This window comes from Dokdonella sp. (assembly GCF_044227025.1).
Taxonomy (GTDB): domain Bacteria; phylum Pseudomonadota; class Gammaproteobacteria; order Xanthomonadales; family Rhodanobacteraceae; genus Dokdonella_A.
In genome coordinates this window covers 247,893-269,938 of the sequence record NZ_JBGAFX010000002.1, presented here as the reverse complement: position 1 = coordinate 269,938, position 22,046 = coordinate 247,893, and the positions used below count along the sequence as shown (strand labels likewise).

Below are 22,046 nucleotides of genomic sequence, written 5' to 3'. Positions count from 1 at the left end.
CGACCATGCGGCCAGAGCACGCGAGCGGACGTATCGTCTTCGACCGCGGGTCCGAACGCGTGAGGAATTGACCACGTCGATCGATGGCCCGCGGTGCGGAATGAGGTATCGTCGCGTGATCACGGCAGGAATCGTGGCGCAATCCGCGCGCGTTCCGATGACGGTAACAAGAGGTGCTTCATGGGATCTTCGCAGGACCTCGGTCGGGTACTCGTGGTCGACGACAATGCCGCGTTCCGCGCGCTGGTTGCCGAACTTGCGAGTCTCTCGGACTGCCGCGTCACCTCGGTGGAAACGCTTGCCGAAGCGCGCCATGCAAGCATGGAGCACGAGTTTGACCTGTTGCTCGTCGACCTGGTGCTGCCGGATGGCAATGGCCTTGACCTGATCGACGACCTCGACCTCGCCGCGCACGGCAGCATCGCGATCGTCACCGGTCATCCCTCGATCGAAAGCGCGGTACGCGCCGTGCGCAAGCCGGTGGTCGAGTACCTGGTCAAGCCGGTGTCGATGGAAGTTCTCGGCCGACTCATGTCTGACGCGCATGCCCGCGCGCGGGCCCGCATCTCGCGTAGCGGCGCAACGATCAGCGGCATGGTCGGCGAAAGCGCGGCAATGCGGACACTGTTCGAACAGATCCGCCGCGTCGCTCCGCTCGACGTGGCTGTGTTCGTGCAGGGCGAAAGCGGCACGGGCAAGGAACTGGTCGCCAATGCCCTGCACGAACTGAGCGGCCGCAAGGGCCGATTCATCGCGGTCAATTGCGGGGCGATCGCACCGGACCTGCTCAGCAGCCAGTTGTTCGGCCACGAGCGCGGCTCGTTCACCGGGGCCTCGCAGTCGCACACCGGCTACTTCGAACAGGCCCAAGGTGGCACCCTGTTCCTTGACGAAATCACCGAGATGCCGCTGAACCTGCAGGTGTACCTGCTGCGCGTGCTGGAGACGCGCGCGCTAACGCGCGTCGGCGGTACGCGCGAGATTCCCGTCGACGTGCGCATCGTCGCGGCGTCCAACCGCGATCCGCAATTCGCAGTCCAAAATGGCAACCTGCGAGCCGACCTCTACTATCGGCTCGGGGAATTCCCGCTGGCGCTGCCGCCGCTGCGCGGGCGACGCGAAGACATCGCGCCGCTGGCCCGCCATTTTCTCGAACGCCTCAACCAGCGCTACGGCAGCGAACGCGTATTCGACGGCGCCGCCTTGCGGCGTTTGTCCGAACGCAACTGGCCCGGCAACGTGCGTGAATTGCGCCACGCCGTGCAGCGGCACTACATTCTGTCCGACAGTCAGGTCATCGCAATCGCGGACGACGCCGCGCCGCGCGCGGTGACCGAAAGCGATGGATCGGTTCGCTTCGCCGTCGGCATGAGTTTCGAGGACATCGAGCGCGAAATGCTGCTCAAGACACTCGCCGCCAGCGGCAACAACAAACGGCGAGCGGCCCGCTCGCTCGGCATCACCACCAAGACCATCTACAACCGGCTGCTGCGCTACCGCTCGCAGGGGCTCATCGACGACGATTTGCTCGGTAGCCCGCCGGAGGAAGGCGAGAAAGCCGACTGATACGCTGCCTTCAATCGGCGGTATGGAATGCGGCGAGCGGCAGCGCGAGGCGCAGCGCAAGACCACCATGGGCCATTCGTTCGAGCGTCGCATTGCCGCCCGCGCGCCGCGCCGTGTCGCTGATCTGCGCCAAGCCAAGCCCGCCGCTGCGATCCGACTCGGAGAACAGCGCGAACGCATGTTCCGGACTCTCCGGTGCATTCACGCCGGATGGTCGCGCGATCAGGACCAGATGATCCTGCCGTTCGCGATCGTGGCGCGTCGATGGTCCATTGCTCGTCTCGATCGTCAGCGCATCGCCAGGCTGGTCGCAATGCGCCTGCGCCACCATGTGGGCGAATGCGTCGAGCAGGAACGTCGGGTCGCACAACACGATCGCATCGCGCGCCAATGGTTCGACCGTCAAGGTCGTCGCACCGAGCCGCCCTTCCAGCACACTGCGCGCGGATTTCAACAGCGCGTGAACGTCGATGCGCTGCGGGCTCGCACAGGCGGCAGATGCGGTCGCCATCGCTTCGAGCAGGACCCGCTGGCGCTCGATCGCCGCCACCGCGCCGGCAAGCAATTCGCGCGCCTTTGTGCGGTCATCAACGCGCGCCGCGAGCTCCACGGATGCGAGCACCACCGCAAGCTGGTTGTTGATGTCGTGCGCGAACTGGCCGACCAGCTGACCGAGCGTCTCGGCACTGGCGACCAGGGGCGGTCGGGATACCCTGTCTTGCAGCGTCTGCTTCGTTGCCACCATGGCCACCGCATGTCTCCAAGGGGATGTCGCTGTGCAGGTTGCGACCCGGAAACGTGCGTGCCGTTGCCAGGAGGGACTTCCATTGGCGGCTGCGTGCATCAGCAACCGTGCACGTCGATCGTGCAGTACCTGGTCAGCGTCTCGCCGTCTGCGCCGCCACTTCGATAATAGACCATTGCGTCCGACGGCACATCCCGCACTTCGCCGAGCGCTTCGTAGGTAGATGCGCGCAGGCAACGCAACCCCGGCACATCGCGGAACGCGGCCATCGCGGCAACTTCCGCAGGGCTTTCCGCAGCAACACTCCACGACGGTCCACGCACGCCCATGCGCGCGCTTCCGTGCCTGTCGTGGCCCAGCACGACGTCGTAGCTGCGGCGCGAAGCAAACGATGAACGATACGCGTGCGAGATCGCCAGGTCGTAACGTGCAGCCGCGAGCACCGCATGGCGCGCTTCGGTGGACAGACCGACGCTGTCGAGCGCGGAGAAATCGCCCGCCACGACGGCAAGATCGCAGCCCGAGTGGATCGGGCGTCCGGATTCGATTCGCGCTGCGCGTCGCGTGCCGACATAGCTCACGCATTCATTGGCGACGCGCGCGCGACCGACCACGTAGGTCGTCTGTTCCGCCAGCGCTTGCTCCACAACCACGCCTTGGGTGGCGAAGTCGACAACGGCAATCCCGTTCAAAGCCTCGTCGAATTCGTCCATGTTGCAAAGAATGTCGTGTGACGCTCCGCTGCCGCCGCAATCGAGCCGAATCGGCCCCGTGCGCAGGAGCCGTTGGGCCGCGAGCCGCGCATCGGCGTGCGAGAAGGCGCTGAAGCCGCGCAAAACGCAACCGGAAATGATGCGTGCGAGTGCATACGACCAATTCTGAGGCACCTGGGCATCTGCCGAAACAGGTGGATGCGTCGCGGCGCGCGTGGCGACGAAAGCATGCGGCACGACGCCGCCAAACAGGTCGCTATCGGAGCACACGCCGAGTCGCCCTGCCTCGACCGCGGTCAGCGGGTGATCGGGCACGAAATAGACGCGCTGTTGCGTGTCGGTGGCGGGGTTCCCCGCGCGGCCGTAATCATATCGGAGCAAACGCGCGATGCGCTCCGCCGTGTGGCTCAGGCACGCCGCATCGGCGCCAGCGATGTGCTTCGCGCGCGTCACCGGCTCGACCCGACCAATGCTCCTGAAACACGACTCCTGAACAGTCATATCGTTCTCTGGGCAGCTTCCTCCCGCTTCCTGTGCAGATCGCGTGCCAGATACGCGCACAGAGGAAAACGGCCTCACCAGAGAACAAGGGCTGAAACCGATCGGAAAAAATTTCACGTCCCATGCAATTCGTACCGGGCCGCATTGCATGCTGGCCGACCAATCGAGCCTGCAGCGCGATCCAAAACCATCGCATCGAATGCTCAGGCTTCCGTGACGATCCGGTCGCGACCCTGCTGCTTGGCAAGATAGAGGCGCCGGTCAACCAGGTCGATGAACGCCATCGCGTCCTCGTCGTCCTTCGGAGTCGTCGTTCCAACGCCGAGGCTGATCGTGAGGTTCTCGCCGATCGAAGACCCTGCATGGGCGATGCGCGCCCGCGCGACCGCGTCACGACAGCGCCATGCGATCTTGCGTGCCGGCTCGGAGCCGGTGCCCGGCAGCACGAGAGCGAATTCCTCGCCGCCGAAGCGCGCGAGGAAATCGTGCGCGCCCTTCGACGCGCTGAACAACAGGTCGGCGACCTGCTTCAGGCAGGCGTCGCCCTGCAGGTGCCCATAGTGGTCGTTGTATTGCTTGAAGTAGTCGATGTCGATCATCACCAGCGAGAGCGGCTGGCGATTCGCCTTCGCTTCGGTCCACTCACGTTCCATCACGTGGTCGAAGCGGCGCCGGTTGGCGAGACCGGTCAGCGCGTCCTTGAAGGACAGGTCCTGCAGCTCCGCCTGCAAGCCAAGCAGTTGTTCCTCGTTCTGCTTGCGCTCGCTGATGTCGAACATGAAGCCGACGAGCGCCTCGACGGCGAGGTTCTCGTCGCGCACCACGTGCACGACGTCGCGCATCCACACGTAACCGCCGTCGCGCGTCAACGCCCGATAGTCCGCTTCGTGGTCGACACCCGCCTGCGACTGCGCAACACAGAACGACACGACCCGCTCGCGGTCCTCCGGATGGATGCGTTCGGCCCAGTCCTGCACCGTGATCCAGCTTTCCGGCGTCCATCCGAGCAGCTTCTCGATCTGCGGCCCGATGTAGGCGAATTTCATGCTGCTCCAGTCGATCTTCCAGGGAATCGCCTTGGTCGATTCGAGCAAGGTCTTGTAGACCTCGGGATCGATTCTGGTGCTGGAGCCGGAACCCGCCATGCCTGCCACCTCGAAGGAGCGGTCCGATCGACCGGACCCCGCGCGAAGTGTGCCATGCCTTGCAGCATGGCTTGATGCTGCCGCCTCGATCGGAGCTGCGTCCGTCGCCCCGCCACCACCGCTCGTGCCACCTGAATCGGTTCCCGTGGCCGCCGTCACAGTCCCCGTCTCGATGTTTGGCCACATTGGCGCCGTGCCGAAGGCGAACGCACGGTTTCGATCTGCCATGCGGGCAGCGATCAAGGCGGGCCGTACAGGCAGAGGAAGGAAGCGATGACGGCGAAGTTCGATGCGAATGACTGGACCTCGGCGCTGGTCCAATTGAAGTCCGAACCCGCGGCCTCCCATCCCGCGCCGGAGGATGCCGTCTCCGTGCGCGAGCGCGAGGCCTTCAGGGTGAAGGTGATTGAAGCACGCGTGAAGCTGAAATTGATGCGCGACCGCACCGATGCGTTGAAGGAAGCCCTTGCGCGTTTCCGCTCTCGCCAGGACGCAATGCGCGCCTGAGTCCTTGCGCGGTTCGACGCGATGCCGAGCCCGCCGCGCGGCCACTCTTGTCGCGACGATGCCCAACGCGCCTAGGGAAACGGGTTCCCAGGCGTCAAAACGCGCAATCCGTTGGCGCCCGTGCAACGCGTGACAGGTGCAGCGTGCCGCTGCGACCTTCGAGGTCGCCGCCGGTGAACGTGTAGTCGAAGTCCGCGCTCGTGCACGAGGTGTACGTCAGGTTCGCGCTGCCGACTGGCACGGTCTGCGTGGACGCGTTCTGGTCGAACACGCCGCCGGTCGTCTGGTAGATGTCCAGAACGATGCTGCGATCACCCACCGTGTACGGGTGCTGCGCGGTGAACCAGCGTTGGCCGCTGGCGTCGCGCGGACCACCCGCGACATACGTGTACCAGCCGAGGAACACATTGGCGCTGCGCGGGTTCACTTCGATGACCATGCCCTGCGCGCTCGTCGACATGTCGGCCCAGGTTCCCGACAGTCCGAAGTCCCCGTTGATCGAGGGCGGCGGATCGACGGCACTCTCGCAAGCCGCGTTCATCATCAGTCGACCGAGTGGAATCGTGCCGCGCCGCCCGTCGTCGAAGACATAACTGAAAGTGCCGCTCGTGCACGAGTCGAACGCGATGGTGCCGGTGCCTACCGCTGTCGTGGTCGTGCCGCCGAGCGTGGCGAAGCTGCCGCCCGTGCTCCGGTAGATGATCACGTCAGCCTGCGACGACCCCTCCAACACCTCGGCCTGGTAGGTGTACCAGCGCCCATGGTCCGCGCCGCCAGCAGTAGCATCGAAGGTGTACCACGAGCCGAAGATGTAACCGTTGCCGACCGAAAGAAGGTCGGGAAACAGTTCGATCACCATGCCCTGCCCGCTCGTCGCAGGATTGGCCCATGCGCCGGTGAGACCCTGCTGATTGATATTGACTGCGGCGTGCGCGCTTGCGATCAAGCCGAGCGCGGCGACAGCGCCAACCAAGGTTCGGACGAACCCGTGCAATGCGACGGGTCGCTGGCGATGGCAGGAACCCACGCGGCGAATGGAAGGCGGATGCTGTGTCATGGCGGATGTTCTCCCGTAGGTGAACGCTGGAGCGGGCTCGGACCGCCGCGCATGGAATGGATGCGCAGCGAGCGCGAATTCAGGCGGGTGATTCCCCGCCAGCGCGCAGTGCGGACACCAGCACGCTGTCTCAGCTATAGACCCCAGTGACGAAAGATGCGATGAACGAGCGCTTTCCCCGTTCAGCGCGGGTCTAGTCCGTCGTGCGACGCCCCGGAAGGACTACGCGACCTACGGGCGAGAGTGATCTGCGCGACGACCTGGGCGAATCGCACTCACTGAAACCGGCACAGCCGGAGCATGGCGTGCTGATGCAAGCGGGCTGTGCCGGGCGCCCTCCGCTACAACTCTCGTCATCGCCTCGAACGCCGGGGATCCAGCGACTTCGCACCATTGAGAGAACCGGGTTTCCGCTTTCGCGCGGGTGACGGGCACACGCAGTTGTTCAGTGGTCTCTAGGTTCCCTGGTCGAAACCGTTGCGGAAGATCAGGTCACCCTGCCATTCGTACGCGCCGATATCCACCGCGCCGAATCGCGATGCGCCACGCTGGTCGTGCGCAGGCGCGCCAGAAGCCGCCCCTGCGTCGATCCCGGGACTGCCCGGCGGCAATGCCATCGTCTCGGTCAGTCCCCCATTCGTGGCGGGATCGGCGAGGTTCGCGTTTGCGAACAGGGTCCCGGGCGCTACGGCGCTTTCCTGCTGACCGCCGGAACCGGGCCGTGTCTGCGGCCACTGCAGGTTGCCGGCGCCGTTCGCGGCCGCATGCAGCATCGCCCATGGATTGAATGCGTTGCCGCCCGTGTTGTCCTCGAACAGCGCGTTGCGCAAGGTCAGCGCGGCGCCGCTGTCGTTGGCGATGCCCCCGGCAAAACAGACACCGCACGGTGCGCGGTTGTGCGCGATCGTCAGGTTCTGCAATGTCAGCGCGGTCGCGCCGGAGATCGACATCGCACCGCCCAGACCGTTGTTGGCGACGTTGCCGACGAAGGTCGAATTGATGATGCTGCCCTGGAGCACGCCACCCGCACCGAACAAGGCGAGGCCGGCATAGCCGCTTGCGCTGTTGTCGCGGAACGTGCTGCCACTGATCGCGATCGGACTGCCCTGGATGTAGGCGCCGCCGGCGAGCTTGTCGCTCGCGCTGCTCGCGTTGCCCTGCATGGTTGAATCCTGCAGGCGCGTGAACGAGGCGCCGCTGTAGGTCACGGTGTACAAGCCACCGCCGTAAGCGTTTGCGACATTCGAGACGAGGCGTACGCGACAAAGATTGACGAAACGCGCGTCGCCGTCGACACCGATCGCGCCACCGTTGCCACCATTGCCCGGGTTGCCACCGCTGCCCGTCGCCGTGTTGCCGGTGAACGTGCTGTCATACAGGTTCACGCGCTGCGAGCCGAGCGAGTACAACGCGCCGCCATTCGAACCGCTGTTGCCGATGAAGTCCGAACGTACGATCGCAAGCTCGGCCGCACCAACGACGTAGAGCGCGCCACCACCGTCGTCCTGGGCGCTTGCGATTGCATGGTTGTTGCTGAAGTGCAGGTCGAACAACTGGATCGTGACTGCCTGCCACGGCCCTCCGGTCGCCTTGAACAGACCCGCACCGCTACCGGATGGCGTGCTGCCGGATGTGACCGACCCGTTCTTCATGGCGAACGTGTAAGACAGATTCGATGGGTTCTGCACCTCGATCACGCGCCGCGCATTGCCGCCCGAAAGCGTCCCGCCGGCAAGGTCGAGCACGCTTGCACGCGTGACCGTCAGGGTCGGATTCACGACCAGCGTCGAGGCACCGATGTTCAGGCGGATCGATCCGCCCGCATCGAGCGCCTGTTGCAACTGCGCAGTCGTGACGCTGCCGGCATTGCCGTTTCCAAGCACGACCGGCGCAATCAGCGGCGGCGATGATGGCGCGACGCAATCGAAGATCTGCTGCGCGAGCGCCGAGCACGGCGCGGCCAGCGCGACCCACGGAATCAACGACGCGCGCCCGCTGACGATGATCGTCCTGTGCATGACGGCCTCCGCTTCGACGCAGATCGTACTCCGACCGCACCGTGGAGGACGTGACGGCTTCGGCAGCCCGGCGTTGCACGCCTACCGTGCAGGCGTGCGTTCGGCGAGTACCTCGTCGAGCGCCTGGATCGCGCGCGGCGAGCCCGACTCGCCGAGCCAGAACAACGCCTGCTTCTTCGTCTCGCGTGGATAGTCGCCGCGCACGACCGCCGTCAGCGCATCCTCGGCCTGCCCTTCCTTGAGCTGGGACAACGCAAACACCGCCTGCTCGCGCACATCGTCCGACGTTTCGCCTGCCAGTGCCGCCGTGATGTCCGTCAGTGCGCGTGCATCCTCCATCTGCGCCATCCAGAACAGGGCCTGGCTGCGAACGTGCCCGCTTCGATCGCTGCGCGAGATCGCGCGGATGCGCGCGTACGGATCGCCTGCGTGCGACTGCGACAATGCGAACACCGCCTTTTCGCGCACGTCCGGATCGGCGTCTGTCCTGGCGTAGTGCTCGACGATGTCCACGCCATCGACTCCGCGGGTCTGGCCAAGCCAGAACAGCGCCTGCTCGCGCTCTTCCCCTGCATGGCCAGGCTCCGCACGCGTCGCGATCGCGCGCGTCGCCGAGGCGTCCGCGTGATAGGCGAGCGCGGCAAGCGCGGAGTCATCGTCATTGCGCGCGGCATCGGTGTCGGCGAGCCAGTCGGCCAGCAACGCGACGCTTTGCGCCGGCATCACCGCGTCGAGTCGACGAATCGCACCAGCGCTCTCGACGCGACAGGCCGAGGCAACCGCACGCACGCGGTCGATGCGCCCCTTGGCGACGTGCGCATACACCGCGAGCGTAGAGTCGTGCAGCGGATGCTTGCTGTCGGTGCCGAAATTCCAGTCGCGCGCGTCGAGATCACACCCGTTCTCCGCAGGCCTCCCGCGGCGCCAACTGAAGCAGGACGGTGCGCCGGCGTCGGCGACCATCGGCACCTGCCACGCGACCCAACCGTCCGCCTGCGCCACCTGAGCCTGCAGCGCACTCCCGCCGGACGCATCCGCCATGCCCAGTGCCGCGAACGCGACACCCATCATCCACGGTTTCATCAAGGCTTCTCCGGCTGGTCGAGTTGGGTTTCGATCGCGTCGATCGCCGCGTCGCCACCCATGCTCGTCAGCGTGCGCAGCAGCGCCTTCTTCTCGTCGACGCCCTTCGCATCACGGTACAGCTTCAGCACCGCGTCGCTGTCGCCGGATACGAGCAGACCCTGCAGCACCGCATCACGCAGCGTCGGCGTGTTCGCCTGCGCGTACAGCTTGACGAGTGCCTCGCCGCCGCCACGATCGCCGGCTACGCCGAGCGCCTGCAACGCGGCAATGCGGATGTCCTCCGGCTGCCGGGCGTTGCCGGCGATCGCCGCCAGGGCAGTGGAATTGCCGGCCACGCCGAGCGCTTCGATGATCGCGCGACGGTTGGCGTCGTCCGTCGTCACGTCGAACAGCTGCTTGAGTTCCTCCGAGGCATCCAGCGCGCCAAGCGTCTGGATCGCGTGCGCGCGAACGCCCGGGTCGGCTTCGCCGCGCGCGGCCGCGAGGACCAGGTCCTTGCGATCGGCGACGAGATACGCCTCGATGATCTGCCGCTTCTCGTGTGCGTCCTTGCTTGAGGCATAGATCTCGCGCAGGCGTTCGATCGCGCGATCCTCGCCGCTGATGCCGAGGATGCGGATCGCCTCCCCGCGCAATTCGGGGTCGGTCGTGCCCTTCGCCGCGTCGACGACGAGATCGAGGCCGGCGCTGTCGTCCAGCTGGCTCAGCACGAACAGCGCGCGCTTCTTGATCTTGAGAGAATGGTTGCCCTGCATGACCTTCTTCAGCAGCGGCAACGCACGTTCGGGTGGCGCGCTCATCAATCCCTCGAGCGCAACCTCGGCCAGGTCCTCGTCGTCGCCGGAAACGCTTCCTGGCGGTGACGGCGCCGCTTGCTGCGCGAGCGCATCGGCATCCTTGTTCCAGCGGCTGTCAGGGAACTCGCGGTGCAACTTGTCGAGCGCGGCTTTCGCCTCCGCGGTGCGCCGTGCATGGGTCAGCGCATACGCTTCCCAGTACAGCGCGGCATCGGCGCTGTGCGGCTCCTTTTCGCGCAGCAGGCGTTCCAGTTCGGTGAAACGCTTCAGCGCGGTCGGCCAATCGGATATCTTCAGGGCCGCCTGACCCTGCCAATAGAGCTGGTTGGCTGCCTTGTCGGCAGGTGCCATGTCGCCTTCGCTCGCCGCGCGCGCAGCGTTCGAGGCGAACGCGAGAGCGAGGGCGGCAGCAAGCACGGTCGGAATGATCTTCATCGTGAACGTTCTCCCGGAATCAGGTGCGGCGATTGCCGTTGCCATCGAGACGCGCCTTGGTTGCTCGCACCTGGAACAGCAGGTCGGTTGCATGCAGGTAGTCGCGCAACCCTTCATTGCGTTGGATGCCGGTCGACACCGGCGGGTTAGCCAGCGAGATCAGCACCGGTTCGAGTTGGCGCAGGAAATCGGCAAGTTGCGTGTTGCCGGCGCGCGTCGCCGCGCGTGCGTACAGGCGGTTGGCATCGACCAGCGATGCGGCGAGCTCGCGGTTGCCGGTGAGCAGTTCGGCGCTGTCGCTGTTGCTTGCGGTCAGCAGCACGCCCTCGGTCGCACGCAGGTGCGCCGAGACGTAGGCGTCGAGCACGCGCATCGCACTCTCGTCGGCGCGCGCCTGCGCGACCACATCGGGTTCCGGTGCCGTTTGCCGCCCCGCCAGGAAACCGAGGCCGACCGCAAGCGCGATCACGCTGGCACCGGCCCACGCCAGCATCGGCGGCGCGAGCCATGCGCGCAGGCGCTCACTCCATGCGCTGCGTGGCTGCACGGCGGGGCGCACGATGTGCGGCTCGATCCTGCGCCACAGACGCACCTCGAAACCGGCAGCCGGCTCCGGCACGGGCGCCGCATCGACGGCGGCAAGCATGCGCAACAAGGCATCACGGCGCGCGCGCAACTCGGCCGACGCAGAAAGTGCTGCATCGATGCGCGCGATCTCCCGTGGTTCGAGGCCGTCGCGGTAGTGATGGAGGACGAGGTCGTCGTCGCTGATCGGATTCATGTTCGTTACCCAAGGGGTTCGAGTGCGAGGCGCAATTTGCGCACCGCGCGGAAGATCGCCTGCTTGCAGGCACCGACATTCAATGAGAGGACCGCCGAGATGTCCTCCAGCGACTGACCCTCGTGATGGCGCAGCACGAAGGCGGTACGCTCGAGCACGCTCATGCGCGCCAGTTCGGCTTCGACATCACGGCGGATCTCGGCGCTGCGCGCGTGCCGTTCCGGGCCGGCGGCGCTCTCGGCCACGGCGGCGACGGGGTCGTCCTCGTTGTCGCCTTCCGGCAAAGCCAGTTCCCCGCGGCCGCGCCGACGCAACTGCTCGAGCGCCGCGTTGATGCCGATCCGGTGCAGCCAGGTCGAAAATGCCGCGCGGCGATCGAAGTCCTTAAGGTGGCGCCAGGCGTTCACGAGCGCCTCCTGCACGGCGTCCTCGGCGATCGCCTTGTCGCCGGTAATGCGCGCGCAGACGCGGTAGAGCGCGCCCGCGTGCACCTCGACCAGGCGCCGGAATGCGACCGCATCGCCCTCGCCTGCCCTGGCTATCCAGCGCGCTTCGTCGTCAGTCATGGGGCCTTGGATGCACGCTGGCGGCTTCCGGTTAGCAAACCCCGCCGGGTGCCCCGGCACGTTGCACAGGCTACCTTCCCACCCGAGGTCGTGACGTTGCCCATCGCTATGCCGTACCCTCGGCAGATGGGGGACCCGAGACCTGACGAGGAGCTGATGCTCGCATACGCCGGAGGCGATCTGCTCGCCTTCGAGACGCTCTATCGGCGCCACCGCGGCACGCTGTACCGCTTCCTGCTGCGCACGCTGCGCCACCGCGCCGATGCCGACGAGCTGTTCCAGGAGACCTGGAGCCGCCTCATCGTCGCGCGCGAGCGCTATCGCCCCGAAGCCAAGTTCACGACCTGGCTGCTGCAGATCGCCCACAACCTCGTCATCGACCGCTTCCGCCGCCAGCGCCCGCAGGCTTCGGAAGAGGAAACCGATGCGATCATGCGCAACCTGGACGCCCCCGAGTCCGAGCAACCCGAGCGCGCCCTGAGCGAATTCGAGCAGCGGCGGCGTCTGCAGCTTGCGCTGGAAGAGCTGCCCGAGGAGCAGCGCGTGGCCTTCCTGCTGCGCATCGAGGGCGGCCTTGGGCTCGACGAGATCGGCGAGATCACCGGGGCTGGTCGCGAAACCGTGAAGTCGCGCCTGCGCTATGCGCTCGCGCGCATCCGTGCGAGGTTCCAGGCATGAGCACGCACGATCCGGATCGCGAACTCGAGCGCCTGCTCGCCGACGACGGCGGCGAATTCGGCGCGTTGTACCGGCGCCTGCCGAAGGCCGAACCGCCGCGGCGACTTGATCGCAGCGTGCTCGGCGAAGCCGCGCGCGCGGTGCACGGCTACACGCCGCGGCGCCAGCGCTGGCTGTTCGGAATCGGCTCGGCCGCTGGCGTCGTGCTCGCCGCCGGCCTCGCCTGGCATGTCGGCCAGGATGCGCTGCGGCAGGACAGCCGGTTGCCATCGCCCGCCGCGACCGCGCCGGCGGCTGCGCGTCCTAGCTTCGTCCCGGTGGCGCCGATCACCGAATCGACGCGCCAGCGTGCGCACGAGGAAACCGCGCCGATGCAGGACGCGGCGGTTGCGCCCGCCCCTGCACCCGCTGCGAAACCCGCGCCGCCGCTAGCCAAAGGGGTGGCGAAACCGAAAGCCATCACACCGGTGACGACGCAACCCGCACCCGCCGCGCCACCGCCACCGCCCGCTCCCGCGGCAGCGCCCGCAGAGGCGCCGGAAGCATTTCCCGCGTCCGCAGCAGAACGCGACCAGCGCGATACCGGCGAAACACGCGCCGGCGGCAGCGTCGGCATCACCGCGAAGGATTCCGCGGCGGACAAGCTCGAACCGCAGCGCCGCGCGAACGCAGCACCGTCACCGAGCAGCTCGGTCGAACTGCGCCGGGACATGCAGCTCGACCCGGATACCTGGCTGGCACACATCGAACAGTTGCTGCGACAGGGACGGCGACAGCAGGCGATCGAAAGCCTGCGCCTGTTCCACAATGCGCATCCGCGCCATGCGCTGCCGGACAAGTTGCGCGCGCTGCTCGATTGATCCCGATGAACGTGACATCCACCCTGCGCGGCGATGCCAGCCTGCAGCAGGAGATCAGGAAAAGCCGATTCCTCGCGCAGGCGGCCATGGTCGACTCGGCGGACGCCGCGATGGCGCATGTCGCGCGCGTCGCGAGCCGCGAGGCGACCCACAATTGCTGGGCGTGGCGCGTCGGCGCCCTGTACCGGTTCAGCGACGACGGTGAGCCAGGCGGCAGTGCCGGGCGACCGATCCTCGCCGCGATCGACGGTCAAGGCCTCGATCGCGTCGCGGTGGTGGTGACGCGCTGGTACGGCGGCATCAAGCTCGGCGTCGGCGGCCTCGCACGTGCCTACGGCGGCTGTGCGGCGGAATGTCTGCGTGTGGCCGAGCGCATGGAAATCATCGAGCGTGTGCGGGCGCGGATCACATGCGCATTCGCCGATGCTCCTCTGCTGTATGCGCGCCTGCGCGACTTCGATGCGCGCCGCATCGACGAACACGGCTCGGCCGAGGGTGTCTCGCTGGCGGTCGAGGTCGCGCGCAGCCGCTTCGACGCGCTCGCAGCCTTCGTCAGCGACCTGACCCGCGGGCGCGGAAGCTGCGAGATCTCGCCTTGAACTTGGCCCGGCGAGCCGCATCTCTCGGCCATCCCTTGCGCCTGCCTGCCCGATGACCGACACCACCGCCGATCCACCGCGCAAGCTCCGCTCGCTGACCCGCCTGCTGCCGTTCCTCAAGCCCTACCGCGGCCTGATCGCGGGCTGGCTCGGCTTCCTCGCCCTGTCCTCGACCGCGACGCTGACCCTGCCGCAAGCGGTGCGGGTGATGATCGACCACGGCTTCACCCAGGCGAACACCGCCGCGATCAACGCGAGCTTCCTCGGCCTGTTCGTCGTCTCCGCCGTGCTCGCGGTCGCAACCGCGGCCCGTTTCTTCTTCGTCAGCCTGCTCGGAGAGCGCGTTGCCGCCGACTTGCGTCGACGCCTGTACGACCATCTGTTGACGCTCGACCAGACCTTCTACGAAAGCACGCGCACCGGCGAACTGGTGTCACGCCTCGCCGCCGACACCGAGCTGGTGCAGACCGTGGTCGGCTCGACGCTGTCGGTCGCGTTGCGCAGCGTGATCACCCTGATCGGCGGCGCGGCGGCGATGGTCTGGACCAGCCCGCGACTCGCCGGTTTCACGGTGCTGGTGATCCCGGCAGTGGTGCTGCCGATCGTGGTTTTCGGCCGCCGCGTGTCGAAACTCTCGCGCGAAAGCCAGGACCGCATCGCGGACTCCGCAGCGATCGCCAGCGAAGCCCTGAATGCCGTGCACACGGTGCAGGCCTACACGCGCGAGCCGGAGGAGTCGCATCGCTACGCGAACGCGGTGTCGCGTGCACTCGGTGTCGCGCGTCGGCGCATCGCGATGACGGGTTCGTTGACCGCGATGGTCATCCTGCTGGTGTTCGGCGCGATCACGCTCGTGCTGTGGGCCGGCGCGAAGGCGGTCATGGCCGGCACGATGGCGCCCGGCGTGCTGAGCCAGTTCGTGCTGTACGCGGTATTCGCTGCCGGTTCGGTCGGCGCGTTGAGCGAAGTGTGGGGCCAGGTGTTGCGCGCTGCGGGTGCGCTCGGCCGCATCGGCGACCTGTTCGACACGCGCGCGGCGATCACCTCGCCGTCGCAGGCGCAGGCAATCGCGCGACCTGCTCGCGGTGCGATCCGCTTCGAGCAAGTCGAGTTCCGTTACCCGTCGCGACCCGATCGTGCGGCACTGCATGACTTTTCGCTCGACATAGAACCCGGCCAGACCGTCGCGCTGGTCGGTCCGTCCGGCGCCGGCAAGACCACCGTTTTCCAGTTGCTGCTGCGCTTTTACGATCCGCTCGACGGGCGCATCACGCTCGACGGCCACGACCTGCGCGCGCTGGCCCTGCCCGAACTGCGCGGCAGTTTCGCACTGGTGCCGCAGGACGCCGTGCTGTTCGGTGCGAGCGCCACCGACAACATCGCCTTCGGGCGCACCGGCGCAGGCGATGAGCAGGTGGTCGGCGCGGCGCGTGCGGCGGAAGCGCACCAATTCATCGAGGCACTGCCGGATCGCTATGCGACCTATCTCGGCGAGCGCGGCGTGCGCCTGTCCGGCGGCCAGCAGCAGCGCATCGCGATCGCACGTGCGTTGCTGCGCGATGCGCCGGTGCTGCTGCTCGACGAGGCGACCTCGAGCCTCGACGCGCAGTCGGAGCACCTGATCCAACAGGCGCTCGAACGCCTCAAGCAGGGGCGGACGACGCTGGTGATCGCGCATCGCCTCGCGACCGTGCAGCGTGCCGATCGCATCGTCGTGATGGATGGCGGGCGCATCGTCGCGCAGGGAACTCATGCGGAGCTGGTCCGTGCGGGCGGCCTCTACGCGGAACTCGCGCGCCTGCAATTCGCGGCGTAGGCCGCACCGCGCGTGCCGCGGTCCGCGGCGATCCTGCCCGCGCGCATCACCCCCCTGCGCGGCAGTAGCCCTTGAGGAACGACCAGATGCGCTGGTACTGGCCACCGATCACATGCCCGCCATCCTCGACCAGGATCAGCTGGTAGCGACTGCATGCCTCGCCCCAACCCGTGAGATCGTACCGGCGCGCCGGATGCGTGTTCGCGGTGTAGGTCTCCTGCAGCACGCCGTCGTCCTGTCCGGTGGAATTGTCGCCGCCGAAGCAGCCATGTTGGGTCGCCCACAACTTCATCGGGAAGAACACGCGCCAATCGTCGTTCCAATCGATCGGGTTGTGGAACAGGGCGGTCGGTGGCGGCTCGACCGCGGTGTCGTTGGTGCCGTGCAGATGCAGGATCGGCGTCGCGGCGGCGTGATTGGTCGGCATCGAGTTGTCGACTTCGCAGTCGGCATCGCCCGCCTGGCAGTAGAGCAGGCCCGCATTCACCGCAACGGCGGCGAATCGCAACATCGTCGACGGACGTTGCAGCAGGTAGTACGGCATGTAGGCGCCACGCGACTCGCCGCCGACGTAGATGCGGTCGGGATCGATTGGCTGTCCGGCGACGCCGTTCGCGATCATTGCGTCTATGAGGCGACTGATGAATTGCGAATCCTGCGGCTGGCCGGCGAGGTCACCTGCCGCATGGGTCCAGGTCTGGTTGGCACCGCTCGGCGTCACGAGGATCGCCGCGTCCGCATCGGTGTACGGGTAGAAGCCGCTGCCGTAGCCGTTGCCGGTGCCACCATCGCCATGCAGCCAGATCAGCACCGGATGTCCGTGCGGCGGCGCGGCGTGCGCAGGAATGCGGTAATACCAGACGTGCGTCGCGCCATCGCTGGTCTGGATCGTGCCGGAGCCGGACACGGGCGCAGCGGCAGCTCCTGCGTCGAATCCGTCGGCGAACACATCTTCGCATTGTGCCTGCGCCGGCGACGCGCAGGCGCAGGCGCAGGCAAGCGAGAATGCGAGCGACCACAGGCCTGCAGGCAACCCGGGACGTCGAACCCGCGTAGTCGAAGCGACGATACGACACATGGCGATCCCCTCCCCGGGAATTCGCCCGGAGCATACGCGCCATGCGCTCCGATGTCGCGCCTGCGGAAGGTTGTTCCGAATTCAACCCTCTCCGTGTTGAGCGCAGCGGAACGCCCACCGCGAAGCGGTGCGAATCAGCTCAACCGAGCAGCGCGGTGACAATGCGCGGAACCTGGGCGGTCACCGCCTCCAGATTCGCGAAGATCTCGGGCAGGCTGATCTCTGCTTCGTCGCCGCAGCCGGCAGCCCAGTTCGCGACGAGCGCGATGCAGGCGTAGTCGAGTTCGAGTTCGCGCGCGAGCGCGGCCTCCGGCATGCCGGTCATGCCGACCAGGTCGCAGCCATCGCGGCGCATGCGTGCGATTTCAGCGCGCGTCTCGAGGCGTGGGCCCTGCGTCGCACCGTAGCAGCCGCCATCGACGACCTCGATGCCGGCACGCGCAGCGGCCGCGAGCAGGTCGCGCCGGAGGGCACCCGAATACGGCTCGCTGAAATCGATGTGCTTGACCTCCGCACCGGCAACGTCGCAGAAACTGGTCAGTCGTTCGCTCGTGTAGTCGATGAGCTGGTCGGGGATGGCGAGCACGCGCGGGCCCATGTCGTCGCGGATGCCACCAACGGCATTGACGCCGACCACGCGGCGCGCGCCGAGGTGGTGCAGCGCCCACACGTTGGCGCGGTAGTTGACCCGGTGTGGCGGAATCGTGTGCGATTCGCCATGACGGGCGAGAAACGCCAGGCGGCGCTTGCCGAGCTTGCCGACCACGACACTGTCGGACGGATGGCCGTACGGCGTGTCGACCGCATGGCGCTCCGCGCCTTCGAAACCCGGGAACTTGTACAGTCCGGTGCCGCCAATGAGAGCGAGGTCGATATGTCGGCTCATGCGTCCACCGCGTAGATCGCCGCGAGATTTCGGCCCTGCTCGTGATAGTCCATGCCGAAGCCGAACACGTAGCGGTCGGGCACTTCGACGCCGACAAAGTCGGCCTTCAGACCTGCGCCGCGACCGTGGCGCTTCTCGCACAACACTACCAGCAGCACGCGCGCCGCACCCTGCTCCAGGCAGAAGTCACGGATCGCCTTGAGCGTGTGGCCTTCGTCGAGGATGTCGTCGACCAGCAGCACGGTCGCGCCGGCGAGCGAGATCGCCGGCTGTTTGATCCATAGAAGTTCGCCACCGCTGGTCGCGCCGCGATAGCGCGTCGCATGCACGTAGTCGAACGTCAGCGGTGCGCGAATCGCCGTCGCAAGCGGCCCGGCGAACGCGAGCGCTCCCTGCATGACGGTCAGGAACACCGCGGGCGTGCCCGCCAGCAGCGCATCGATCTCACCGCCGATGCGTTCGATCGCGCTCTCCAGCACCGCGCGATCGTGGACGAGGTCGGCACGCGCAAGCGCGTCTTCGAGTTTCGGTGTGCCCATGTCAGGTCCGTGCTGCGTTGTCATGATCGAGCTCGGCAAGCCGCGCGATGAACCGGTCGCGTTGTGGATTGTCCGTCAGCGCGTCCCACGTCTGCGCCACCGTGCCCTGCAACAGGGCGAGGCGCTCGTCTTCGCATGGCGGCGCATGCGCGCTCGCCAGGATCGCCTCGTCGACGATCGCCGGACTGCACGCGAGCAGCAGATCGCAGCCGGCCAGAAGATGCGCAGCGATGCGCGCACCAATGCCGCCGACGTGCTCGGCCGCGGCCATGCCGATGTCGTCGCCGATCACGAGTCCGCGAAAACCAAGTTCGCCGCGAAGCACATCCTCGATCCAGCGACGCGAATAGCCCGCCGCGAGCGCGTCCACGGCGGGATACGTGACATGCGCCATCATCACCGCTTCCGCACCGCTGGCGACCGCATCGGCGAATGGAACGAGATCGCTTGCGCGCAATTCGTCGAGTGGGCGCGGGTCGATCGCCATGTCGAAATGGGTGTCCTCGGCTACCGTGCCGTGGCCGGGAAAGTGCTTGATGGTCGCCGCCATGCCGGCAAGGCGCATGCCGCGCAGATACGCCTGCGAAAGCTCCGACGTGATCTGCGGATCCGCATGGAACGCGCGTTCGCCAACGGCGCGGTTGCCGCAGGCGAGATCGACGACCGGCGCAAAACTGATGTCGATGCCGATCGCACGCATTTCGCTCGCCATCACCCAAGCGTGTTCTTCGGCGGCGCGGATCGCCGCCGGCTCGTCGCGTTCGTAAAGCTCGCCGATGCGCGCGAGCGCCGGGAGCCGGGTGAATCCTTCGCGAAAACGTTGCACCGGGCCGCCTTCCTGGTCGACACACACGAGGAATGGCTCGGGACGCGCGACGCGGATGTCGTCGATCAGTGCGGTGACCTGGTCGCGGCTGTCGAAATTGCGCGAGAACAGGATCACGCCGCTGACCTGCGGCGCAGCGAGCTGGCGCCGGTCCGCGTCGGTGAGGGTCTTGCCGGGAATTCCGATGATCAGCATGGCGGGATCGTATCAGGCGTCGTCTGCATTGCGCTCGGCCGGACTCCAGCGAGCGTAGGGATGGGTCGCAAGGTGGAGATTGTAGTAGCGCTCGAGATGGCTGACCTGACGGCCAAGCCATACCGGTCGCGGAAACGCGGCATCGACGGCGACGAGCTCGATCTCGGCAACGACCAAGCCGGCGTTCTCGGCGCCGAACTCGTCGACTTCGAACCGGTGCCCGTCGACATCGACGTGATGGCGAACCTTCGCCACGACGTTGCCCGCCAGCGTATCGAGCATGCGTCGCGCATCCACGGACGGTATCGCGTACTCGTATTCGTCGCGCACCACCCCCGGCGTCGCCGACTTGATGTTGAGGAACGCGACGTCGCCGGCGAGGCGCACACGCACCGAGCAGCGCGCCGCCGGCGGTCCGGCAAGATAGCCCTGCACCATCGACTCGCTGCGCGAGACCTGCGCGCGCCATGAGTCGCCGGTGACGAGGAATTTTCGTTCGATTTCGATCGCCATCATTTTAGAACCGGAAGGATTGAAGACACGAAGCAAACAGGGCACAGAAAGAAAATGCCGGAAAATACTCTACGCCTTCCCTTCGTGTGCACTGTGTGCGCGGGTGTTCCAGGTTCTCGGCTTTCCAACATCAACGCTCGAACAAGCCAATGGATTCGACGTGGGCGGTGTGCGGAAACATGTCCATGACGCCGGCGGCGACGAGGCGAAAGCCGTGTTGCGCGACGAGCGTGCCGGCGTCGCGCGCGAGCGAGCCCGGGTGGCAGGACACGTAGACGATGCGGCCGGTGCCCTTGCGTGGCAGGTAGTCGAGCACGGCGGCGGCACCGGAACGTGGCGGGTCGAGAAGCAGCTTGTCGCAGCGCGCCTGCGCCCATGCGGTCGAGCGCTGGTCGGCGGCCAGGTCGGCGGCGTGGAATTCCGCATTGACGATGCCATTGCGCGCCGCATTCTCGCGCGAGCGCGCGACCAGCGCGGCCTCGCCCTCGACGCCAGTGACCTGTGCGACCTTGCGCGCAATTGGCAGGGTGAAATTGCCGAGTCCGCAGAACAGATCCAGCACGTGGTCATCCGGCCTCAGGTCGAGCAGCGCGAGCGCGCGAGCGATCATCAGCTGGTTCATGCCAGCGTTGACCTGGATGAAGTCGAGCGGGCGGAATGCGATGTCGATGTCGTGTTCCGGGATGCGGAACGACAACGCCACCTCGGCCGGCCACAGCGGCGTCACGCTGTCCGGTCCGCCCGGCTGCAACAGGATCGCCAGACGATGACGCTGGCCGAACGCGATCAGTGCCTCTCGGTCGCCGTCAGACAGCGCGCGCAGGTTGCGGAACGTCAGTGCCACCGTGTCGTCACCGGCGGCGATTTCGATCTGCGCGATTTCCGCGCGCGCTTCCAGGCCGCCGATGAGCGTGCCGAGATCGGCGAGCCGCTCGCCGACTTCGGGCAGCAGGGTATGGCAGTGCTCCAGGTCGGCGACGAAGCGCGGGTTTTCCTCGCGGAAGCCGACCAGCACCTTGTCCTTCTTGGCAACCCATTTCACCGACAGGCGACCCTTGCGGCGATAGCCCCATGGCTCGCCGGTCAGCGGTTCGAGCCAGCGTTCCGGCTCGACCTTGCCGATTCGCTCGAAATTCTCCGCCAGCACGTGTTGTTTCGCGGCAATCTGTGCCTCGGATGAGAGGTGTTGCAGGCTGCAACCGCTGCAGGTGCCGAAGTGCGCGCAGCGCGGTTCCACGCGCTGCGGTGAACGGACAAGAATTTCCTCCGCCTTCGACTCATCGTAGTTGCGGTGACGCTGCACGCGGCCGAGGCGCACGCGCTCGCCCGGCAGGGCGCCAGCGACGAACACGGTCTTGCCTTCGATGCGCGCGACGCCGCGTCCGTCATGGGAAAGGTCGGTAATGTCGACTTCGATGGTTTGCATGGAATCCAAAAGAGAAAGCGCCCGCTGGCTAGGCGGGCGCGGGGTTACGACGACGACTGAATTTCCCTGGCCTGGAGCGGCGATCCATAAACTGCACGGCATGACGGCATCCCGCCGTCACTTCTGCTTCCAGGCGCCGCTCGCGTCCTGATAATACCAGCCCGGGTGCGCCTGCTGGATCCATTGCGCGGCGAACGTGCCCTGGATCTGCTTTTCCCATTCCGCATGCCCGTTCGCGAGCGCGATCTCGCGATAGACCGCCTGGCGATCGCGGTTCTCGTCGGCGACGGCGGCGTTGACCCCGGCACGATCCGCCAGCGGCACCTTCGCCGCATCGCGCACCGCGACGAGACCATCGCGCGTGAAACCGACCGCGCCACTCGCGCAATACTTCGCAAGCACGTTCGCGAATCGATCGCGCATGCGCGACTGGATCGCCTGGATCTGCGGCGTCTGGATGTTGATGTCGGCCGATTGCGCATAGGCACTCGGAATCACCAGATCGAGCAGCATCGCGCCCGGCGACGTGCCCAGTGGTGGCTGTTCGACCGGTGGCGCCACATCCTTCGCCTGGCTGCCGATGACCTTGTCGACGAACTGCTCGGCGGCCTTCTGCGCGGCCGCTTCGGGGAAATAGACGTTGATCGTGACGCAGGCGACCGGCAATGCGAGCAGGGCGGCGAGCGTGATCCACTTCAGCGGTTTGCGCATGG

Annotated in this window: 22 protein-coding genes; 6 read left to right on the top strand and 16 right to left on the bottom strand. The window is 66.8% G+C overall.

Features of this window, described 5'->3' with window-relative positions; translation table 11 throughout:
* The first annotated feature begins 180 nt into the window (after positions 1-180).
* Positions 181-1,566: a sigma-54-dependent transcriptional regulator gene (locus ACILRJ_RS05510; protein WP_395681197.1), complete on the top strand. Its 1,386-nt coding sequence runs from the start codon at positions 181-183 to the stop codon at positions 1,564-1,566.
* Between the two features lie 10 nt (positions 1,567-1,576).
* Here the strand turns inward: ACILRJ_RS05510 and ACILRJ_RS05505 are convergent, their stop codons facing one another.
* The 3 genes from ACILRJ_RS05505 to ACILRJ_RS05495 all read right to left on the bottom strand — a co-directional run bounded on the left by ACILRJ_RS05505 (position 1,577) and on the right by ACILRJ_RS05495 (position 4,670).
* Positions 1,577-2,311, bottom strand: coding sequence for a hypothetical protein (locus ACILRJ_RS05505; RefSeq protein ID WP_395681195.1), 735 nt, complete (start codon positions 2,309-2,311; stop codon positions 1,577-1,579).
* A 98-nt stretch (positions 2,312-2,409) separates the two neighbouring features.
* Positions 2,410-3,675: a DUF3182 family protein gene (locus tag ACILRJ_RS05500; protein WP_395681193.1), complete on the bottom strand. Its 1,266-nt coding sequence runs from the start codon at positions 3,673-3,675 to the stop codon at positions 2,410-2,412.
* Between the two features lie 53 nt (positions 3,676-3,728).
* Complete coding sequence (locus ACILRJ_RS05495) at positions 3,729-4,670, bottom strand: diguanylate cyclase domain-containing protein (RefSeq protein WP_395681191.1); 942 nt, start codon at positions 4,668-4,670, stop codon at positions 3,729-3,731.
* Positions 4,671-4,943: 273 nt separating this feature from the next.
* Between ACILRJ_RS05495 and ACILRJ_RS05490 the strand changes: the two genes are divergently transcribed.
* Complete coding sequence (locus ACILRJ_RS05490) at positions 4,944-5,177, top strand: hypothetical protein (protein ID WP_395681189.1); 234 nt, start codon at positions 4,944-4,946, stop codon at positions 5,175-5,177.
* Between the two features lie 94 nt (positions 5,178-5,271).
* Here ACILRJ_RS05490 and ACILRJ_RS05485 read toward each other — a convergent pair whose 3' ends face one another.
* The 6 genes from ACILRJ_RS05485 to ACILRJ_RS05460 form a co-directional block, all read right to left on the bottom strand.
* A complete protein-coding gene (locus ACILRJ_RS05485; RefSeq protein ID WP_395681187.1) occupies positions 5,272-6,234 on the bottom strand; it encodes a hypothetical protein in 963 nt (320 codons plus the stop codon).
* A 455-nt stretch (positions 6,235-6,689) separates the two neighbouring features.
* Positions 6,690-8,252 (bottom strand): choice-of-anchor Q domain-containing protein, encoded by a 1,563-nt coding sequence (locus ACILRJ_RS05480; protein ID WP_395681185.1) that lies wholly within the window; start codon positions 8,250-8,252, stop codon positions 6,690-6,692.
* Positions 8,253-8,333: 81 nt separating this feature from the next.
* Positions 8,334-9,335 (bottom strand): HEAT repeat domain-containing protein, encoded by a 1,002-nt coding sequence (locus ACILRJ_RS05475; protein ID WP_395681183.1) that lies wholly within the window; start codon positions 9,333-9,335, stop codon positions 8,334-8,336.
* Positions 9,335-10,570, bottom strand: a complete 1,236-nt coding sequence (locus ACILRJ_RS05470) for a HEAT repeat domain-containing protein (RefSeq protein WP_395681181.1) — start codon at positions 10,568-10,570, stop codon at positions 9,335-9,337. The genes ACILRJ_RS05475 and ACILRJ_RS05470 overlap by 1 nt, the downstream gene beginning before the upstream one ends.
* Before the next feature lie 19 nt (positions 10,571-10,589).
* Positions 10,590-11,351, bottom strand: a complete 762-nt coding sequence (locus tag ACILRJ_RS05465; protein ID WP_395681179.1) for a hypothetical protein — start codon at positions 11,349-11,351, stop codon at positions 10,590-10,592.
* Between the two features lie 5 nt (positions 11,352-11,356).
* On the bottom strand, positions 11,357-11,977 hold the full coding sequence (locus tag ACILRJ_RS05460; protein WP_395681177.1) for an RNA polymerase sigma factor: 621 nt from the start codon (positions 11,975-11,977) through the stop codon (positions 11,357-11,359).
* 66 nt (positions 11,978-12,043) lie between these two features.
* Here ACILRJ_RS05460 and ACILRJ_RS05455 point away from each other — a divergent pair, with 66 nt between their 5' ends.
* The 4 genes from ACILRJ_RS05455 to ACILRJ_RS05440 are packed head-to-tail and all read left to right on the top strand — an operon-like array spanning position 12,044 to position 15,870.
* Complete coding sequence (locus ACILRJ_RS05455) at positions 12,044-12,595, top strand: RNA polymerase sigma factor (RefSeq protein WP_395682042.1); 552 nt, start codon at positions 12,044-12,046, stop codon at positions 12,593-12,595.
* Entirely contained in the window at positions 12,592-13,455 is an 864-nt protein-coding gene (locus tag ACILRJ_RS05450; RefSeq protein ID WP_395681175.1) for a hypothetical protein, read from the top strand. Before ACILRJ_RS05455 ends, ACILRJ_RS05450 begins: the two co-directional genes overlap by 4 nt.
* 5 nt (positions 13,456-13,460) lie before the next feature.
* Positions 13,461-14,054: an IMPACT family protein gene (locus ACILRJ_RS05445; RefSeq protein ID WP_395681173.1), complete on the top strand. Its 594-nt coding sequence runs from the start codon at positions 13,461-13,463 to the stop codon at positions 14,052-14,054.
* 52 nt (positions 14,055-14,106) lie between these two features.
* Positions 14,107-15,870, top strand: coding sequence for an ABC transporter transmembrane domain-containing protein (locus ACILRJ_RS05440; RefSeq protein WP_395681171.1), 1,764 nt, complete (start codon positions 14,107-14,109; stop codon positions 15,868-15,870).
* A gap of 46 nt (positions 15,871-15,916) precedes the next feature.
* On the opposite strand, the gene ACILRJ_RS05435 is transcribed toward ACILRJ_RS05440, so the two are convergent.
* The 7 genes from ACILRJ_RS05435 to ACILRJ_RS05405 all read right to left on the bottom strand — a co-directional run bounded on the left by ACILRJ_RS05435 (position 15,917) and on the right by ACILRJ_RS05405 (position 22,044).
* Positions 15,917-16,777 (bottom strand): alpha/beta hydrolase family esterase, encoded by an 861-nt coding sequence (locus tag ACILRJ_RS05435; RefSeq protein ID WP_395681169.1) that lies wholly within the window; start codon positions 16,775-16,777, stop codon positions 15,917-15,919.
* A gap of 310 nt (positions 16,778-17,087) precedes the next feature.
* Positions 17,088-17,834 carry an S-methyl-5'-thioinosine phosphorylase gene (locus tag ACILRJ_RS05430; protein WP_395681167.1) on the bottom strand — a complete coding sequence of 249 codons (747 nt, stop codon included), beginning with the start codon at positions 17,832-17,834 and terminating at the stop codon, positions 17,088-17,090.
* Positions 17,831-18,373: a hypoxanthine-guanine phosphoribosyltransferase gene (locus tag ACILRJ_RS05425; RefSeq protein WP_395681165.1), complete on the bottom strand. Its 543-nt coding sequence runs from the start codon at positions 18,371-18,373 to the stop codon at positions 17,831-17,833. The genes ACILRJ_RS05430 and ACILRJ_RS05425 overlap by 4 nt, the downstream gene beginning before the upstream one ends.
* 1 nt (position 18,374) lies before the next feature.
* Complete coding sequence (gene nagZ / locus ACILRJ_RS05420; RefSeq protein ID WP_395681163.1) at positions 18,375-19,394, bottom strand: beta-N-acetylhexosaminidase; 1,020 nt, start codon at positions 19,392-19,394, stop codon at positions 18,375-18,377.
* 12 nt (positions 19,395-19,406) lie between these two features.
* Positions 19,407-19,907, bottom strand: a complete 501-nt coding sequence (locus ACILRJ_RS05415; protein ID WP_395682040.1) for a CYTH domain-containing protein — start codon at positions 19,905-19,907, stop codon at positions 19,407-19,409.
* A 130-nt stretch (positions 19,908-20,037) separates the two neighbouring features.
* Positions 20,038-21,333, bottom strand: coding sequence for a 23S rRNA (uracil(1939)-C(5))-methyltransferase RlmD (gene rlmD, locus ACILRJ_RS05410; RefSeq protein WP_395681161.1), 1,296 nt, complete (start codon positions 21,331-21,333; stop codon positions 20,038-20,040).
* Between the two features lie 117 nt (positions 21,334-21,450).
* Complete coding sequence (locus tag ACILRJ_RS05405) at positions 21,451-22,044, bottom strand: YdbL family protein (RefSeq protein WP_395681159.1); 594 nt, start codon at positions 22,042-22,044, stop codon at positions 21,451-21,453.
* Positions 22,045-22,046: the final 2 nt, after the last annotated feature.